The 16,724-nt window shown below is 51.2% G+C and carries 19 protein-coding genes and 1 pseudogene; 4 read left to right on the top strand and 16 right to left on the bottom strand.

The window, feature by feature from the left end:
- Positions 1–43: 43 nt before the first annotated feature.
- The 4 genes from GJ1_RS09720 to GJ1_RS18350 all read right to left on the bottom strand — a co-directional run bounded on the left by GJ1_RS09720 (position 44) and on the right by GJ1_RS18350 (position 4,692).
- Positions 44–1,021: an alpha-ketoacid dehydrogenase subunit beta gene (locus GJ1_RS09720; protein WP_066231624.1), complete on the bottom strand. Its 978-nt coding sequence runs from the start codon at positions 1,019–1,021 to the stop codon at positions 44–46.
- Positions 1,022–2,101, bottom strand: a complete 1,080-nt coding sequence (gene pdhA / locus GJ1_RS09715; protein WP_066231621.1) for a pyruvate dehydrogenase (acetyl-transferring) E1 component subunit alpha — start codon at positions 2,099–2,101, stop codon at positions 1,022–1,024.
- A gap of 101 nt (positions 2,102–2,202) precedes the next feature.
- Positions 2,203–3,501, bottom strand: a complete 1,299-nt coding sequence (locus tag GJ1_RS09710; protein ID WP_066231618.1) for a dihydrolipoamide acetyltransferase family protein — start codon at positions 3,499–3,501, stop codon at positions 2,203–2,205.
- 810 nt (positions 3,502–4,311) lie between these two features.
- Positions 4,312–4,692 carry a hypothetical protein gene (locus GJ1_RS18350; RefSeq protein ID WP_156133423.1) on the bottom strand — a complete coding sequence of 127 codons (381 nt, stop codon included), beginning with the start codon at positions 4,690–4,692 and terminating at the stop codon, positions 4,312–4,314.
- 222 nt (positions 4,693–4,914) lie between these two features.
- Here GJ1_RS18350 and GJ1_RS09700 point away from each other — a divergent pair, with 222 nt between their 5' ends.
- A complete protein-coding gene (locus tag GJ1_RS09700; RefSeq protein WP_066231614.1) occupies positions 4,915–5,901 on the top strand; it encodes a Gfo/Idh/MocA family protein in 987 nt (328 codons plus the stop codon).
- Positions 5,902–6,125: 224 nt separating this feature from the next.
- Here GJ1_RS09700 and arsC read toward each other — a convergent pair whose 3' ends face one another.
- The 10 genes from arsC to GJ1_RS09650 form a co-directional block, all read right to left on the bottom strand.
- Positions 6,126–6,545 carry an arsenate reductase (thioredoxin) gene (gene arsC, locus GJ1_RS09695; protein ID WP_020961338.1) on the bottom strand — a complete coding sequence of 140 codons (420 nt, stop codon included), beginning with the start codon at positions 6,543–6,545 and terminating at the stop codon, positions 6,126–6,128.
- Positions 6,546–6,560: 15 nt separating this feature from the next.
- Complete coding sequence (gene arsB / locus GJ1_RS09690; RefSeq protein WP_157068375.1) at positions 6,561–7,628, bottom strand: ACR3 family arsenite efflux transporter; 1,068 nt, start codon at positions 7,626–7,628, stop codon at positions 6,561–6,563.
- 21 nt (positions 7,629–7,649) lie between these two features.
- Positions 7,650–7,997: an ArsR/SmtB family transcription factor gene (locus GJ1_RS09685; protein WP_066231613.1), complete on the bottom strand. Its 348-nt coding sequence runs from the start codon at positions 7,995–7,997 to the stop codon at positions 7,650–7,652.
- Positions 7,998–8,226: 229 nt separating this feature from the next.
- Entirely contained in the window at positions 8,227–8,610 is a 384-nt protein-coding gene (locus GJ1_RS09680; RefSeq protein WP_066231611.1) for a DUF1360 domain-containing protein, read from the bottom strand.
- 227 nt (positions 8,611–8,837) lie between these two features.
- Positions 8,838–9,773 (bottom strand): ribose ABC transporter substrate-binding protein RbsB, encoded by a 936-nt coding sequence (gene rbsB / locus GJ1_RS09675; protein WP_066231608.1) that lies wholly within the window; start codon positions 9,771–9,773, stop codon positions 8,838–8,840.
- A gap of 33 nt (positions 9,774–9,806) precedes the next feature.
- The gene (gene rbsC, locus GJ1_RS09670) at positions 9,807–10,751 is read right to left on the bottom strand and encodes a ribose ABC transporter permease (protein ID WP_066231605.1); all 945 of its coding nucleotides are present in this window, start codon (positions 10,749–10,751) and stop codon (positions 9,807–9,809) included.
- On the bottom strand, positions 10,748–12,241 hold the full coding sequence (locus GJ1_RS09665; protein ID WP_066231603.1) for a sugar ABC transporter ATP-binding protein: 1,494 nt from the start codon (positions 12,239–12,241) through the stop codon (positions 10,748–10,750). Before GJ1_RS09665 ends, rbsC begins: the two co-directional genes overlap by 4 nt.
- A 33-nt stretch (positions 12,242–12,274) precedes the next feature.
- A complete protein-coding gene (gene rbsD, locus GJ1_RS09660) occupies positions 12,275–12,673 on the bottom strand; it encodes a D-ribose pyranase (RefSeq protein ID WP_044736254.1) in 399 nt (132 codons plus the stop codon).
- Complete coding sequence (rbsK, locus tag GJ1_RS09655; RefSeq protein ID WP_066231601.1) at positions 12,673–13,566, bottom strand: ribokinase; 894 nt, start codon at positions 13,564–13,566, stop codon at positions 12,673–12,675. Before rbsK ends, rbsD begins: the two co-directional genes overlap by 1 nt.
- Positions 13,563–14,552 (bottom strand): LacI family DNA-binding transcriptional regulator, encoded by a 990-nt coding sequence (locus GJ1_RS09650; protein WP_066231599.1) that lies wholly within the window; start codon positions 14,550–14,552, stop codon positions 13,563–13,565. Before GJ1_RS09650 ends, rbsK begins: the two co-directional genes overlap by 4 nt.
- Before the next feature lie 164 nt (positions 14,553–14,716).
- Between GJ1_RS09650 and GJ1_RS19480 the strand changes: the two genes are divergently transcribed.
- Positions 14,717–15,073, top strand: coding sequence for a hypothetical protein (locus GJ1_RS19480; protein WP_167346107.1), 357 nt, complete (start codon positions 14,717–14,719; stop codon positions 15,071–15,073).
- A gap of 18 nt (positions 15,074–15,091) precedes the next feature.
- Here the strand turns inward: GJ1_RS19480 and GJ1_RS19050 are convergent, their stop codons facing one another.
- Positions 15,092–15,208, bottom strand: a complete 117-nt coding sequence (locus tag GJ1_RS19050; RefSeq protein ID WP_245629371.1) for a DUF3789 domain-containing protein — start codon at positions 15,206–15,208, stop codon at positions 15,092–15,094.
- An 86-nt stretch (positions 15,209–15,294) separates the two neighbouring features.
- Positions 15,295–15,747, bottom strand: a complete 453-nt coding sequence (locus GJ1_RS09645; RefSeq protein WP_066231597.1) for a VanZ family protein — start codon at positions 15,745–15,747, stop codon at positions 15,295–15,297.
- A 358-nt stretch (positions 15,748–16,105) separates the two neighbouring features.
- Between GJ1_RS09645 and GJ1_RS18340 the strand changes: the two genes are divergently transcribed.
- Both GJ1_RS18340 and GJ1_RS18860 read left to right on the top strand, forming a co-directional pair.
- Complete coding sequence (locus GJ1_RS18340) at positions 16,106–16,276, top strand: hypothetical protein (protein WP_157068373.1); 171 nt, start codon at positions 16,106–16,108, stop codon at positions 16,274–16,276.
- Positions 16,277–16,282: 6 nt separating this feature from the next.
- Positions 16,283–16,724: pseudogene (locus GJ1_RS18860) on the top strand (hypothetical protein); the annotation flags it as partial.

Raw genomic sequence — 16,724 nt, 5'->3', positions numbered from 1 at the left:
AAGGGAGCGAAGGGAGTCAAACAGCCGCTCTTCACCGTCCCTTCTAGTATCGCATCAACGTTTCGATCCCTTCCGCAATGCGGGCGGGATTCGGCAGCCAGTCATCCTCGACCGACGGCACGGGGTATGGCGTGTCGTAACCGGCGATGCGCACGATCGGGGCCGAGAGAGAGAATAGCGCCCGCTCGCTGATCAGCGCCGCCACTTCGGCGCCAAACCCGCCTGTTTTCACCGCCTCATGGACGATCATGACTCGCCCCGTTTTTTCCACCGAGGCGATGATCGTGTCGATATCAAGCGGCTGCAGGCAGCGAAGATCAATCACCTCCGCATCGACCCCTTTCGCCTGCATCTCGGCGGCGATGTTGGCGACAAGCGGCACGGTCGGCCCCCACGCAATGATCGTCACATCTTCTCCTTCTTTGACGACCCGCGCTTGGCCGAGCGGAATCGTGTACGGTTCTTCCGGCACCTCCATGCGAAACGCCCGATACAGCTTCATCGGCTCCAGAAACAGAACCGGGTCTTCGTCGCGAATGGCGGAAATCAATAGCCCTTTCGCATCGTACGGATTGGACGGCATGACCACTTTTAAGCCCGGGGAATGGGTAAACAGCGCCTCGAGCGCATCCGAATGCAATTCGGGCGTCCGCACCCCGCCGCCGTACGGGCTGCGCACAACGATGGGGCATGCAAACCGTCCGGCGGAGCGGAAGCGGATGCGTGCCGCCTGGGCCGCAAGCTGGTCCATCGCCTGGTACACAAACCCAAGAAACTGAATTTCGGCAATCGGCCGCATTCCGTTGATCGCCAAACCGATTGACGTGCCGATAATGCCCGATTCCGCAAGCGGCGTATCAAACACACGCTGGTCGCCAAATTGCTCAAGCAACCCGTCCGTCGCCCGGAAGACGCCGCCGTTTTCGCCGACATCTTCGCCAAGCACGATGACGCGCGGATCGCGCTCCATCTCCTGGCGCATCGCTTCATTGATCGCTTCAATCATCGTCAGCTCGGCCATTTATCTCACCCCGCTCCGTTGTTTGCGCCGCATCACTTCTTCTTTTTGCTCGGCAAGCAATGTTGGCGCCTCGCTGTACACGTAATCGAATACATCGACAATCGAACCGGCCTTGCTGGCGATGGCCGCCTCGTACGCCGCCGTCACTTCGTCATTCACTTGGGCGACAAGCGCTTCTTCTTGCACTTCCGTCCATAATCCGCGCCGTTCCAAAAGCACTCGCAGACGGTGAAGCGGATCTTTCGTCCGCCATGTTTCAACCTCTTCCGGCCGGCGGTATTTCGTCGGGTCGTCCGCCGTCGTGTGCGGCCCAAGCCGATAGGTGAGCGCCTCGATCAACATGGGACCCTCGCCGCGGCGGGCGGCTTCGACCGCCTGTTTCATCGTTTCATACACCGCCAGCACATCGTTGCCGTCAACGAGCACCCCTTTCATTCCGTAAGCGAGCGCTTTTTGCGCGATCGTCCGGCTTGCCGTCTGTTTCCGGTACGGGACGCTAATGGCGTACTGGTTGTTTTGGCAGAAAAAGATGACCGGCACGTTGTACACCGCGGCAAAATTCATCGCTTCATGAAAATCGCCCTCTGACGTCGCGCCATCGCCAAAATAAGCAACCGATACTTGCGATTCGCCTTTCAATTTCGACGCCCACGCGCAGCCGACCGCGTGAAGCGTCTGCGCCGCGATAATGATTTGTGTCGGGAAAATGTTCAATCCTTCCGGCATCCGTTTCCCCGACAAGCGGCCCTGCACGTAGTGGAAAAACTGCTCAAGCGGCATGCCGTGCATCAAGCAGACCGCCACTTCGCGGTAGCTCGGGAAAATCCAGTCGTCTTTTCGAAGCGCAAGGGCGCTGCCAATTTGCGCCGCCTCTTGACCGCTAAACGGGGCATACGTCCCGATCCGCCCTTGCCGCTGCATGCGAAGCAGCCGCTCATCAATGACGCGCGCCCGCCGCATTTCCCGATAGGCACGAAGCAGCCACTCATCGGAAAAGGCCGCCAACTTCTTCTCGTCGCCGTTTCCGTTTTCATCGAGAATTTGCACGATCTCGACCGGCAATTTGTCCGGGTCAAACATGGGTTTCCCTCCTCATCGTTTTTTCCATCACGGCCCAGCTGCTTCTCTTTGGCGCTCGCTCTCTTCCAACACGAAGACATGGCCTCCTAACCGCCCGCCGGTCACCGCACGTCCAACAACAGCACTTCCGGATTTTCCAAATAGTGCGCCACCGTCCGCATAAACCGCCCGGCCGGCTCGCCGTCAATGACGCGGTGGTCAAAGGTGAGCGACATCCCCATCATATCGCGGATGACGATTTCATCCTCCACAACGACCGGGCGCCGTTTGATGGCATGCACCCCTAAAATCGCCACTTCCGGGTAGTTGATGATCGGCGTCGCAAACCAGCCGCCGCCCGCGCCGGTGCTCGTGATCGTAAACGTGCTTCCTTGCAGCTCCTCAAGGCGAAGCGCCTGGCGGTGCGCTTTTTCTGACAGTTCGGCGATTTCGATGGCGAGCTCGCGGATCGATTTTTGATCGGCGTCACGGATGACGGGGACGACGAGCCCAGCTTTCGTCGCCGTCGCGATGCCGATGTGATAGCGCTTTTTCAGCACGATTTCATTCGTCTCTTCATCGAGCGAAGCGTTAAACATCGGATATTCCTTCAGCGCCCTTGTCACCGCTTTGATGACAAACGGCAAATACGTCAGCTTGATCTGCTCTTTGGCCAGCTCGTTGGCAAGGCTCTTGCGAATCTCAACGAGCTTCGTCACATCGACTTCGTCCATGCCGGTCACGTGCGGCGCCGTGTATGCCGATTTCACCATTTTTTCGGCGATCTTTTTGCGCAAGCCGCGAAGCGGGATGCGCTCTTCTTCTTCGAACACCGCATCCAAGCTCGCGATGGACGTCCATGCGGCTATACTCGCCTGCCGCCCTCCGGCCGCGCTGCCGGTCGACAGGACGTCTCCCTTCGCTTCGCTCCTTGCCGCCACCGCCGCGGCCGCTTCCCGCTCCCTGACATACCGCTCCAAGTCGGCGAGCGTCACCCGGCCGCCTTCGCCCGTTCCTTCCACCTCATCGATCGGAACGCCCAACTCCCGCGCCCGCTTGCGCACGGACGGCGCGGCGATCGCCCGCTTGCGCGCCGCCGCTGGACGCGGGGCTTCTCCACACGCGACAGGCGCAGGCTCCCGAACTGAATTGTCGGTCGACGCTGCTTCCCCCGCGACCGCCGCCTCGGTTTCCACCACAATCAACGGCTCCCCAACCTTGACCGTCGCTCCTTCCGGCCCGGCGAGCGCCACGACTTTCCCAGCGACCGGCGTCGTCATTTCGACCATCGCCTTATCCGTTTGAATTTCGGCGATCGGCTGGTCGGCTTTGACCACATCCCCTTCGCGAATGAGCCAGCGGATGATTTCCGCTTCATGCAGCCCTTCGCCGATGTCGGGCAATTTAAATTCGTAGATCATGTGATATCCCCTTCCCCTTGTATTCTCATGTATGGATGAACGCCTTGAACGATGCCTGCGTTGATGGTGCCAAATGGGAGACAACAGAGGTGAAGCGCTTACAAAAGCGCATTTTTTATAAAAACAAATGAATATTCTAAATTTTTTAATCTACAAATTTTATGATAGTATACATATCATCTCACTGTCAACTCGACGGAAGCCAAACTTGTTTCATTCTTTTCGACAATCATCGGCGGTCATCGACATTATTGCAAAATAACAAAAGATCACTAAGGAGGAAATGGACATGCGTATTGCCCGCATTCATCACATGGCCATCATTTGTTCAGACTATGAACGGTCGAAATGGTTTTACACCGAAGAAGGTTGCGAAATATGAGTTCCATCTTCTTTGCCTATATGCATCTATAAAAAACCACCCCATACGGGATGGCCAGAACATTCGAAATATTTCATTCAAATGATCGCTCACTATAGACGTCTTTTAAAAAAACCAACTAACTTCATAGTCGACCAGACAATAACAAACACCACAACATAGATCGTTATAAAAATAACGACGCCTTTCAAAAAAAGAAGGGAAATGCCTTTCCATCCTTCTTTAAACCAACTTATACACAAAAGACACACAAGAAATGCAAAGAATGCAATGTAATTTTTTTTCATAGCCACTTCCTCTTTAGCTCTCCACCAAAAGTTTGGGTTTGGCTGCGTCAGAACTTGTCCTTCTTACGTCATAAGTAAAGATCATTTTGGATACAAGTCTATACAAAACATCTGGTATATTGTGGTAGTGAACCTCCTCTTTCAAACTTTAAAATCATAAGTAGATAAAGTACCATTATCTCGGAAACCAAACGTCCTTATCTCTAAATCCCACTTGAAGTCAAAGGGCATAATATGAACCGCCCAAATACCATCTGGTTTTTCTAAATGAAGAAAAAAAGAAAAATGTACAATTGAAAATACTTTTTGTATAGCTTTTTTCTGATCAAGTTCTATCTTAACTCCAAAAATCGCTTCTCCATGCGGGTGATGCCATATCATTTCAACAAATCTATCTGTTTTTTGCACATTTGAAACAACGCAATGAACAATACAATATTTATCAAGTGGAGTGAAGACTTTTTTTATATCTAAAGGATTGCGATCACTATCAAGCTCGGCACAGCTATTTACACTACACAACTTAATAACGACCACCGCCAATTAATTTATGAAGTTTATAAATACGAGATATATGCTGGATAGTGATCATAATTGTTTTTTCTTCGTTTCCCACCGATTTCAGCAACTCCTTCCTTCACTGCTTTTTGACAAGGCAGTGATCCAATCCCGCACACAGAAACCCATACTCTCTCGATAAATTGTGCTAAAATGAAGGGCGACAAGAGCGAAAGGGGAATGATCATGGTTCGATTTGCGACGATCGGCACAAACTGGATCACCGAGGCGTTCATTGATGCCGCGCGGTTGGTCGACTCGTTCGAACTCGCCGCCGTCTACTCGCGGACGGACGAGACAGCGAAGCGATTTGCCGACAAAGTCGGGGCGCCGCGCACATTTACCGACTTGCAAAAGCTGGCCGAAAGCCGTGACATCGATGCCGTCTATATCGCGAGCCCGAACGCATTTCATGCCGAACAGGCGATTTGGCTCATGAATCACGGCAAACACGTCTTATGCGAAAAACCGCTCGCCTCCAACGCCAAAGAGGTAAAGGCGATGATCGAATCGGCCGAACAAAACGGCGTCGTGTTGATGGAAGCGATGAAATCAACGCTCATGCCGAACTTCGAAGCAATCCGCCAGCACATACATAAACTCGGCCGCATCCGCCGCTATGTAGCGAGCTACTGCCAATACTCATCGCGCTATGACGCCTATAAGCAAGGAACGGTGCTCAACGCCTTCAACCCCGCTTTGTCCAACGGAGCGCTTATGGATCTCGGCGTCTACTGTCTGTACCCGATGGTTGTCCTGTTCGGCAAGCCGAAGAGCCTCAAAGCGCAAAGCCTCAAGCTCGAATCGGGGGTGGACGGCGAAGGAACGATCGTCGTGGACTACGGAGAGATGGATGGGATCGTCTTTTACTCGAAAATCGCCAATTCCTACTTGCCGGCGGAAATCCAAGGGGAAGAAGGAAGCATGATCATTGACGCCATTCATACACCGGCAAAGGCGGAAATCTGCTACCGCGACGGGCGCGTCGAGGACATCACCGTGCCGCAAGACAAACCGCCGATGTATTATGAAGCGGAAGAGTTTATCCGTTTGATCGAAAACGGAGAACGCGAATCGGCAATCAACTCACACCGCCATTCGCTTTGGACAATCGAGCTGATGGACGAAGCGCGCCGGCAAACCGGCATCGTGTTCCCAGCCGATCAACGATAAGCAAAAAAGGTTCCACACCGGCTCAAGCCAAGCCGGTTGGAACCTTCTTTTTGCCTAATAGCGGTTTCCCGAACATCCAGGGCGGCGTGGTTTCCGCCAGCGGGACGGGAACAGGTTGCCCGCATCGTTCCGGCCGCCGGGCAACCCCTCGTGTTCGTCCACCAACGTCCTAGCCGCTCGCTTTCACCCGTTTTCGTCAATATTGCAGTCTTGCCATATCGCCTTTATTCCCCTGTCTCGGCAAACCGGCGGATGCGCGCGCCGATTTCATCGCGGACGCGGCGGAACACAGCGAGCTTCTCCTCTTCCGTCCCTTCCGCTTTCGCCGGATCGTCGAATCCCCAATGGACGCGCTTCACGTGCGGCGGGGTGACCGGGCAATGGTCAGCCGCATGGCCGCACAGCGTCACAACCAAATCGGCGCGGTGGAGAAGATCCGGGTCGATGACATCAGACGTTTGGTTCGAGATATCGATGCCCACTTCCTTCATCACCTTCACCGCGTTCGGATTGAGGCCATGCGCTTCAAGGCCAGCGCTGTACACCTCCCATTCCTCACCAAGAAGTTGTTTCGCCCAGCCTTCTGCCATTTGACTGCGGCACGAGTTGCCGGTGCATAAAAAGTATATGACTTTTTTCTTCATCGCTGGTTCCCACCTTTACGTTGATGTTGGATTGCCCGAAGAAAAATACTTTCGCTGAAACGCCAATGCTACGTTGACAAGCGCCAGCATCACCGGCACTTCAATGAGCGGACCGATAACTGCCGCAAACGCCGCGCCCGAATGAATGCCAAACACCCCAACGGCGACGGCAATGGCCAGCTCAAAGTTGTTGCTTCCTGCCGTAAACGCGAGCGTCGTCGACACCGGGTAGCCGGCTCCCAATTTTTTCGCCAAAAAGAAGGAGACGAAAAACATCAAAACAAAATACAGCAACAACGGAATCGCAATCCGGACGACGTCAAGCGGCAAGCTGACGATCATGTCTCCTTTGAGCGAAAACATCACGACGATCGTAAACAAGAGCGCAACGAGCGTCAGCGGGCTGATTTTCGGCACAAACACTGTTTCATACCATTGCCGCCCTTTCGCTTTCACAAGCACAAACCTTGTCGCCATGCCGGCCAAAAACGGAACCCCTAAGTACAGGAACACCGATTTTGCCACTTCCGCCATCGTGATATTCACGATCGCCCCTTCAAGTCCAATCCACTCTGGAATCACCGTGACAAACACATACGCATACAGCGAGAAAAACAACACTTGAAAGAGCGAATTGAAGGCGACAAGCCCTGCCGCATATTCCGCATCGCCGCGCGCCAAGTCATTCCAGACGATGACCATGGCGATGCAGCGGGCGAGGCCGATTAAAATCAAGCCGATCATATACTCCGGCTTATCCGGCAAAAAGACAATCGCCAACAAAAACATAAGAATCGGACCGATCACCCAGTTTTGCACGAGAGACAAAACGAGCACTTTGACGTCTTTAAATACCCGCCCCATCTCCTCATAACGAACCTTCGCCAGCGGCGGATACATCATCAAAATCAACCCGATCGCAATCGGAATCGAGGTTGTTCCGACTTGCAAGCGGTTCAGCCCGCCAACAACCTGCGGAAACCAAATCCCTAAACCGATTCCGAAAGCCATCGCCAAAAAAATCCATACCGTCAAATACCGATCTAAAAACGACAACCGTTTTGGCTCACAGCAATCCACCATGTTTCACCTCGTTTGAAAAAATCAGCACCCGCAGCGGGACGCCGGATTCGCTTCCTCGATTTTGCGAATGTTTTCGTCTTGATCGGGAACGTACGACAATATCGTTTGCAACAGCGAGTAGTATTCGCTTTGCGGACGGAGCGAATAATACACCCATTGCCCTCTCCGCTCCTCTTGGAGCAACCCGGCATCTTTCAATTTGCGAAGATGCTGGCTGATCGCCGGCTGGCTTGACGAAAACACTTCCATCAGCTCACACACACAGCACTCCCGCTTGTGTAAAATGGCCAAAATCGTCAGCCGCGTCGGATCGCCGAGCAGCTTCAACACCCGGGCTGTCGCTTCCATCTCCATTGCGAGTTGCGGCATATAACCCCTCCATTCATCATCATATAATTATTTGCTTATAAAAAAACGAACATACATCATTGAAACAGTCACGCCGACCAACGAAATTGTTTCTGTCAATCAGTATATAATTAAATGCTTATATAAGTCAATAACGATATACCTACAAAAGCAAGAAAAGCGAGCGTGCGGCATTTTTCCGCCGCACGCCCGCAAATGTTCCCTGCTCTCTGCCCGCCGCCAACACGCTCTAGTCCATTCGTTTTTTCGCCGCCGACAACAGATCGATCGCCTTCGTCCCCACCCCGACAAACGTCTCCAAAATCGCCTGCGCCCCGGCGATCGAAAAAATAAAAATAAACGGCATTGCAATTGTCGGGATGAATAAATACCCAAGCGCGAGAAAAATCGCACTCCATACACCCGCGCACCAATAACAATTCAGCAAATAACCAAATTTCGATTTCGGCACTTTCTTGATTTCCGTACTCCCGTCCTCGTGTTGAATTTCCTCTTTTTTCATAAACGGATTGCGAATAAATTCAGTGATCTTATCAAAGACGATCAAATGGGTGAACCGGTAGCTGGCTAAAATGATCATGATGTACGTCATCCAGTCGAGTTTGTGAAGCATGGCGGACCCCTTTTTCCTATTTTTTCATTAAATACGAATGAAAAACATTTACTTTACGACTTCCTCTTATCGGACAAGCGTTCATCACGTTATGCTATTAGTAGTTATTTTTATCTGTTGGGGGAAATTTTATGTTGCCGTATGAAAGGATTTGGGAAATTATAAAAAAACCCATGGTGCTAGTTGAGCATCAGAGCTCAACTAGCACCACCGGATAAAATTCCATATTATTGCCCTTGAACCAATTCAAGCGGAACCGGGATAAATTTGTCCACTTTCTCCCCTTTATGAACACGAATGGCTGCTTCTACAGCCTTTTCGCCAATTAATGCCGGCTTTTGCGCTACTGTGGCCGCCATTTTGCCTTCTTTCACCGCTTTGACCGCATCATCTGTCGCATCGAACCCGACCACAAGGACGTTGTTCATTCCATGGGCTTGCAAGGCTTCCAACGCCCCTAAGGCCATTTCGTCGTTATGGGCAAAGACCGCTTGAATGTCTTTATGGCTTTGCAAAATGTTTTCCATGACCGACAATCCTTTGGCCCGGTCAAAATCAGCCGCTTGTTTGGCGACGACTTTCATATTGGCTGCTTTGTCAATCACTTGGTGGAATCCTTCTCCGCGTTCACGGGCTGCTGACGAACCAGGAATCCCTTCCAATTCCACAATGTTTCCACCGTTTTTCAAGTGGTCGACAATAAATTGCGCCGCCATTTTTCCTCCAGCCACATTGTCGGAGGCGATATGGGCGACCACTTTCCCGCCGTCCGCACTGCGGTCGACCGTAATGACCGGAATGTTGGCGCTGTTGGCTGATTCAATCGCAGAAGTGACGGCGCTTGAGTCCGTCGGGTTGACCAAAAGCACATCGACGTGTTGTTGGATCAAGTCTTCAATATCGTTAATTTGTTTCGCCGAGTCATTTTGGGCATCGACGACAATCAATTTTGCCCCTTCGTCCTTGGCGGCTTTTTCAGCACCTTCTTTTAAAGTGACGAAGAACGGGTTGTTCAAGGTGGAAATGGATAAACCGATTTTGACTTCTCCATCCTGTTTCGTTTTCCCTTTGTCGCTCGATGCGTTGTTCTGGTCGAGCGAACATCCAGCCAACACGCCGCCTGCAAGCCACAATGCCGCCAATAAACCGACTGCTTTTCTCATTCTGATTTCCCCCTTGTTTTTTGATAAAATGTATCATGCTTCTTTGCGGCGGTCTAACAGCACCGCAAGAAGAATGACCGCTCCTTTAATGACTTGCTGGTAGAACGATGACACATTGAGCAAATTCAATCCATTGTTCAATACACCGATAATCAGAGCGCCGACTAGCGTGCCGAAAATCCAGCCTCTTCCTCCCGACAAGCTAGTGCCGCCCAAGACAACGGCAGCAATAGCATCCAACTCGTACGCCGTTCCCGCTGTCGGCTGCGCGGAATTCAATCGGGAGGTTAAAATGAGCCCCGCCAAAGCGGATAACGTCCCTGTTAGCGCATACACATACATTTTGAGCCGATCAACGCGAAGTCCTGATAGACGGCTCGCTTCTTCGTTCCCGCCAATCGCATACGTATGACGGCCAAAGGTCGTCTTTTTCAGGACGATATACAACACGATATAGACGACGAGCATCAATATAATCGGTACGGGAATGCCGAAGAAATAACCGCGGCCGATCATCTGAAACATGATGTCATCAGACGCAAACCCTGTAATCGGACGCCCGTCCGTGTAAACGAGAGTCAAGCCGCGAAATGCGGTCATCGTCGCCAGTGTGGCGATAAAAGGGGCGACTTTTCCTTTGGTGACCAAGACTCCGTTCAAGACGCCCATGGCCGTGCCTGCTAATAAGCCGATGAATATCGCGACAAATCCGCTGACCCCTTGCGCCATCATTCCCGCTGTGATGGCGCTTGATAGCGCTAACACGGAACCGACTGATAAATCAATGCCCCCCGTTAAAATGACAAACGTCATCCCAAACGCAATCAGCGCGTTGATCGATACTTGCCGCAGAAGATTGAGCCAGTTGTCCATTGTCAAAAAGTCATCGCTCAATATGGAAAGCACGATGCATAGCAGAAACAATCCGATCAACGGCCCTAGTTTTTTCACATCCCATTTTCGCTTCGCTTCCATCAGATATTCCCCCCTGTCGCTGCGCGCATGACGGTTTCTTGATCCAAGCCGTCATTCTCCAAGATCGCCTGCACTTTCCCTTCATGGATGACCATGACCCGGTCGCTCATCCCTAATACTTCCGGCAATTCGGAAGACACCATAATAACGGCAACACCTTGAGCGGCCAATTCATTGATGATGTCGTAAATCTCCTTCTTTGCCCCGACATCGACCCCTCGGGTTGGTTCATCCAAAATGAGGATGCGCGGGCTCATCGCCAGCCACTTGCCGAATACGACTTTTTGTTGATTTCCGCCGCTCAATGCTTTCACCGGCAAATCTGGGGAGGAGGCTTTAATATTCAACAGATGGATGTATGTCAACACCACGTCCCGCTCTTTCGATGACTGGACGAATCCCGCTGCCGCCAATTGTTCCAATTTCGGCAAAGTCAAATTCTCATGGACACTCATGTCGAGAACGAGCCCTTTTTGCTTTCGGTCTTCGGTAATCATGGCGATGCCATGTTCTACGGCTTGGCGCGGAGAACGGATGCGCACAGGGCGCCCGTCGATATAGATGTTTCCTTCATCGAATGATCTGGCGCCGAAAATCGCTTCCATGATCTCGGTTCGCCCCGATCCCATCAGTCCCGCCACACCAAGCACTTCACCGGCTCGCACGGAAAACGATACATTCTCAAACAACCCTTTTCTCGTGAGCCGCTCGACGCGCAGTCGTTCTTCCCCGATCGCGACATTCCGCTTTGGAAAGCGCTCCCCGATTTGCCGACCGACCATCATTTGCACAATTTCCTCGAAGTTCGTTTCCTTTACTTGTTTCGTGCCGATAAACTGGCCGTCCCGGAGAACCGAAATCCGGTCGCAAATGGTGAAAATCTCTTCCATTCGGTGGGAAATGTACACGATCGCCACACCTTGTTGCTTCAAGGTGCGAATGACAGAAAATAAAGCCTGAATTTCCCGCTCGGTAAGCGCCGCTGTCGGTTCATCCATAATGAGACACTTCGCATTCGTGGAAATGGCCCGCGCAATTTCGATCATTTGCTGCTTGCCGACGGACAACCGACCGGCAAGTTCTCGTGGGTTAAGGTCCATTCCTAATCTCCGCAAATAGGAAGCTGCCTGTTGTTCCATTTCTTTATGGCGAATGACACCCGTTCTCCCGATTTTCGGCTCGCGCCCAAGGAAAATGTTTTCGGCCACCGTCAATGTCGGAATGACGTTCAACTCTTGATGAATCACGACAATGCCGTCGCGTTCCGCCTCTTTCGGATGGCGGTAATGCACTTCGCGCCCGTTGACAACAATCGTTCCCCCATCCCGCTCATAAATGCCAGTCAACACTTTGATGAGCGTTGATTTCCCCGCTCCGTTCTCTCCCATCAACGCATGCACTTCTCCAGGGAGCACCTCAAAATCAACGCCATTGAGAACAGTATTGTCGCCAAACGATTTTTGAATCGACCGCATTTCAATCAAGGGCCTCATCGTTTCTGCCCTCCTTTTCCTTCAGAAATCTTTCTATGAAAAACTCACACCAGAACGCAGAATGATATTGGCATAGGGAGTCGCCTCCCCAGTGCGAATCACCGCTTTCGCCTGCTTTGTCATCTCTTTGAAATCTTCATGGGGGACAAATTGGACAGGCACATCCCCCATTCTTGCCTTGATGCTTTCGTATAGATCCGGATTCTCGCTCTTGATCTCCTCAGCTAGTACGATTTCCTCAATTTCCAGCTCATCAACAACCGCATCCAATACGGATAAGAAGGGCGGGAACCCTTTGACGATAGACAAGTCGATGCGCGCATTTTCGTTCGGAATCGGCAGCCCGCAATCGGCAATCACGATCGTATCGGTGTGCCCTAGCGAGGCAAGCAGCGTGTTCAATTCTTTATTCAAAATCCCGCGTTTTTTCATCACTGACTCTCCCTCTGTTTGGACAAAAATGACTCGACCTCTTGCCGTCTCGGCATCCCGGCCTGCGCCCCGAGTTTCGTTACCGATAAAGCCGCGGCCGCATTGGCGAACCGACACGCTTCCTCAAGCGTATTCCCTTCCGCGAGCGCCACCGCGAGCGCCCCGTTAAACGTATCGCCCGCGCCCGTCGTATCGACGACTGGAACTTGGAAACTTGGAATGAGCCGTTCTTGTCCTTCTTGCCAAATGCGCACCCCTTTTGCCCCTTCGGTGACGATGAGCCGATCGACAAACGTTTCTTCGTCCATCCCGGCAAACAAAATGACCCGCTCATGTTCGTTGGGCGTCAAGAAACTGGCTTGCTCGAGCACCGACGACGGCAGCGGCTGGGCTGGAGCTGGGTTGACGATGATGCGCACGCCATGGCGATGGGCGATGGCGACCGCCCGCTCGACGACCGGAATGGGAATTTCCAGCTGCAATAAACAAACATCGCTTTCGGCGATCGCCGATTCGCACTCGTTAATATCCTCTATCGTCAGGGCATGGTTCGCTCCCGGCACGACGATAATCCGGTTGTCTTGTTCAGAAATCGTAATCGAAGCAATGCCTGTATGTTGATGTGTAACCGGTTTCACACAGTCGACGGAAATGCCTTCGTTTTGTAACGAACGGATGAGCTCCTTGCCGAACGAGTCATCGCCAACAGCGCCCATCATCCGCACATTGGCGCCGAGGCGGGCGGCGGCCACCGCCTGGTTCGCCCCTTTGCCGCCCGGAGTGGTAAGAAACCGCTCGCCTAAGATCGTCTCTCCTTGGTTTGGAAACCGCGCTGCCACGGTGACCAAGTCCATGTTGAGGCTGCCGATGACCGTAATAGTTGGTTTTTTCATGTTGATCTCCTCCTTGACGTCGACTGTCGCACAATCAGTTGAACCGGAAGTTGATAATGGAACTTCTCAAGCGGCTTCCCCTCAATTTGTTTAATTAAAATTCTCGCCGCCATGGCCCCCATTTCATAAATGGGCTGAGACACGGTCGATAGTTCAGGCGTTGTCATTTCCGTCAGCGGGATGCCGTCGTAGCCGATAATCGCAATATCTTCGGGAACCCGCAGCCCGCATTGCTGAACCGCTTTCAATGCGCCGACCGCCATCACGTCGTTGCCGGCAAAAATCCCGTCGATCTCATGGTCGGCCAACGCGGCCATCACCGCTTCTTTCGCTTGCTTCAGCTGGTAATTGCCTTGAATGACGAGCTGCCGATCTCCCAACCCCAGCGCCTTCATTTCATCTTGATAGCCGCGAAAACGCTCTATGGCGTTCACCACGTGGGTCGGCCCTTGAATATGGGCGATCCGCCGGCAGCCCACTTCATACAAATGACGCGTCGCTAAACGAGCTCCCTCGTAATTATCCGCGACCACCGACGGATAACGCTCATGCAGCGGACGATCGAGCACGACAATCGGAACATCCCATTCCTCGACTTCTTCCGGCGCGAACTGATTCGTGGTCAAAATGACGCCGTCCACATATTTTTGCTTTAACACCTCGATATATTCTCGTTCTTTTTCTGCTTTCTCATCCGAATTGCATAAAATGACGGTATAGTCATAAATATTCATCACATCTTCCACCGCGCGAACGAGCTCCGGAAAGAACGGGTTGGTGATATCCGGGACAATCAACCCGACCGTTTTGGATGTTTTTTTGAATAGCGCCCTCGCCACCTCATTCGGTTTGTAATTCAGTTCTTCCATCGCCTGTCTGACCCGTTTTTCTGTTTCTTCATTGACATATCCATTTTGATTCAACACCCGCGAAACGGTGGCGACGGATACACCTGCACGCTTTGCTACATCTCGAATTGTTGCCATGTTCGATTCCTTCTTTATCTGTATATGTGTAACCGGTTACACATAGTATATCCTATTTTTCGTGCGCCATCAAGCAATTTTTTGAGCACATCCTCAGGAATGTGTACGCTCTTTTCCATGCAAGCCGTATTGTGATTTTCCCTCGATTATGGTTATAATTAAGAATGGAAAGGCATACGATAAAAAACAGGACATTGGCAACGGCCAATGCCCTGACCAACACGCACGGTGGCCGCAAGAAATGCAGCGGCCCAGAAGCAGGCAGGAGTAACCCACCCTTACCTAGGCCGAGCAGGGTGGGTTACTTTTCTTTTGATACCGCAATGACTGCCACGATCAGCGATGCAAACGAAATCATTAACGTCAGTGCCTCCGCAACAGTCATCATCCAGCAGCACCCCCTTTCATCAAGGGAGTCGCCACTGCCCACCCTGCATCAAACCGTGCATCTTTATTCTATCATTTTTGTTTCTAGCAACCAATACGTCTTGGAAAATTTAGGACATTCGTTCATTGCCTAACGTCCCTCTCCAAAATTCTCACTCTTCCCTCCACCGTTCGCTTGCTTCATCCGCCCGTTTCGCCGCCATCATCATGCTCATGATGACAAGCATCACGAATGAACCGACAAACATTCCCGCAATAAACGCGACCATGGCCCTCTCTCCCTTTTCTCGCAAACTGGTTATTTGTCATTCTTTCCTTTTAGATATAGACCTATACATTGGGAGAGCTTGTTCTATTATACGCCGCGTTTGACCGCCCGATGCTCTGTCCTGAACCAACGGCGGCAAACCCATACAATCAAAAGCGCCATGAGCGCCCCGCACGAGTCAATCGCCACGTCTTTCGGCGTCGCCGTCCGCCCCGGTTCAAACGATTGATGCCACTCGTCGGTTGCCGCATACACGGTCGCAAACAGCCAGGCGCCCGCATACGCAAACCGTTTTGGCGAAAGCGCCCGCCACACAAGCACCGCCAAAATGCCAAACTCAGTCAAATGCGCCGCTTTTCGGATCAAAAAATTCAACCATGACGGCCCCTCTTCATCCCCGCCGCCAAACGGCAAGTACGATAAAATCACCTGCAGCACATGCGCCGTATTCGCCCCAGTGAACCAAGAAGACTCGCTGAAGCTGTAAATGACGAGGCACCAGAGAATGACGGGGAGCCAGCGGGAGAGAAAATCTCTCATTGTTTTCACCTGCCAACAACCTTTTTGCCTACAAAACGAGGCACTCCAAACCATGAAAGCAAAGAGCCTTGTTGGCTAAACCCGTTACCATCATAACAAGGATGGGTAGTATTTTTCCATTTTCTTTTTCTACAAGCCGCAGGAAAACAACCATCAATCATTGCTTTCAAATCATCTGCTCGTGAGCTTAGAGAAGAGTTCTTCTCCGTCCCAAACATCCTTCTCTTTCAGCCATTACCCCTTTAGGGGAGATTCTCTCCCTGTTTATGTTTTCATGAACAAGGGTATAGTAGTAAAAGAAAAATCTGTACACTTTTTCTGGCCAGCATTATAATTTTTAGAAAGGAGAATCAATGAGGTGATCGATATGCCCTCCGCTTTGGAAACGAAAATGAAGGTGACACTGTCTTACACTGAACAGGCCAACAAACCGGATAAGGATCTTTCATTTGCCGAATTACGGAAAAAAATAGCCAAACCTTCTCCCTTTGGCAAAAAATTAGTGGACATCTACAAACAAGGACGGTAGCCGATTATGTCGTTTGTAATGACATATGAAGATGCCATAGATGAACATTTTGGACAAGCGTCTATATACATCGATGCTTGTTTTATTTTGTCCTATATGGACTCCGATGATCGAAGGGGAGACAAGGTATGTGAAATCCCTCAAAAGTGGCATAACGAAGGTGTAGCGAAATTAGGGATAAGTACACATGTATTTGGAGAAGTGGTACATAACTTACTCATTCAAGAAATTCTATTACCATTAGAAATCTACCATAAAAATCAATCCAATCTACGTCCAAAGTCTCGACACAATCATCACCTTGGAGAATTGGAAGAAAGCGTATCCTTCCTGTATAACGTTTGGAAAAAACATATTCCAAGCTTCTACAAAAAGAACGTTTCTATTAATATTTCAGAACTAATCAAGTTGGTGAAAATGAATTATCCCCACCAAAGAAACAAGTTAG

Origin of the sequence: Geobacillus jurassicus NBRC 107829, from assembly GCF_001544315.1 — a bacterium.
Classification (GTDB): Bacteria; Bacillota; Bacilli; order Bacillales; family Anoxybacillaceae; genus Geobacillus; species Geobacillus jurassicus.
Note: the sequence above shows the minus strand (reverse complement) of the source record. Positions and strands in the feature narration are given on the sequence as shown.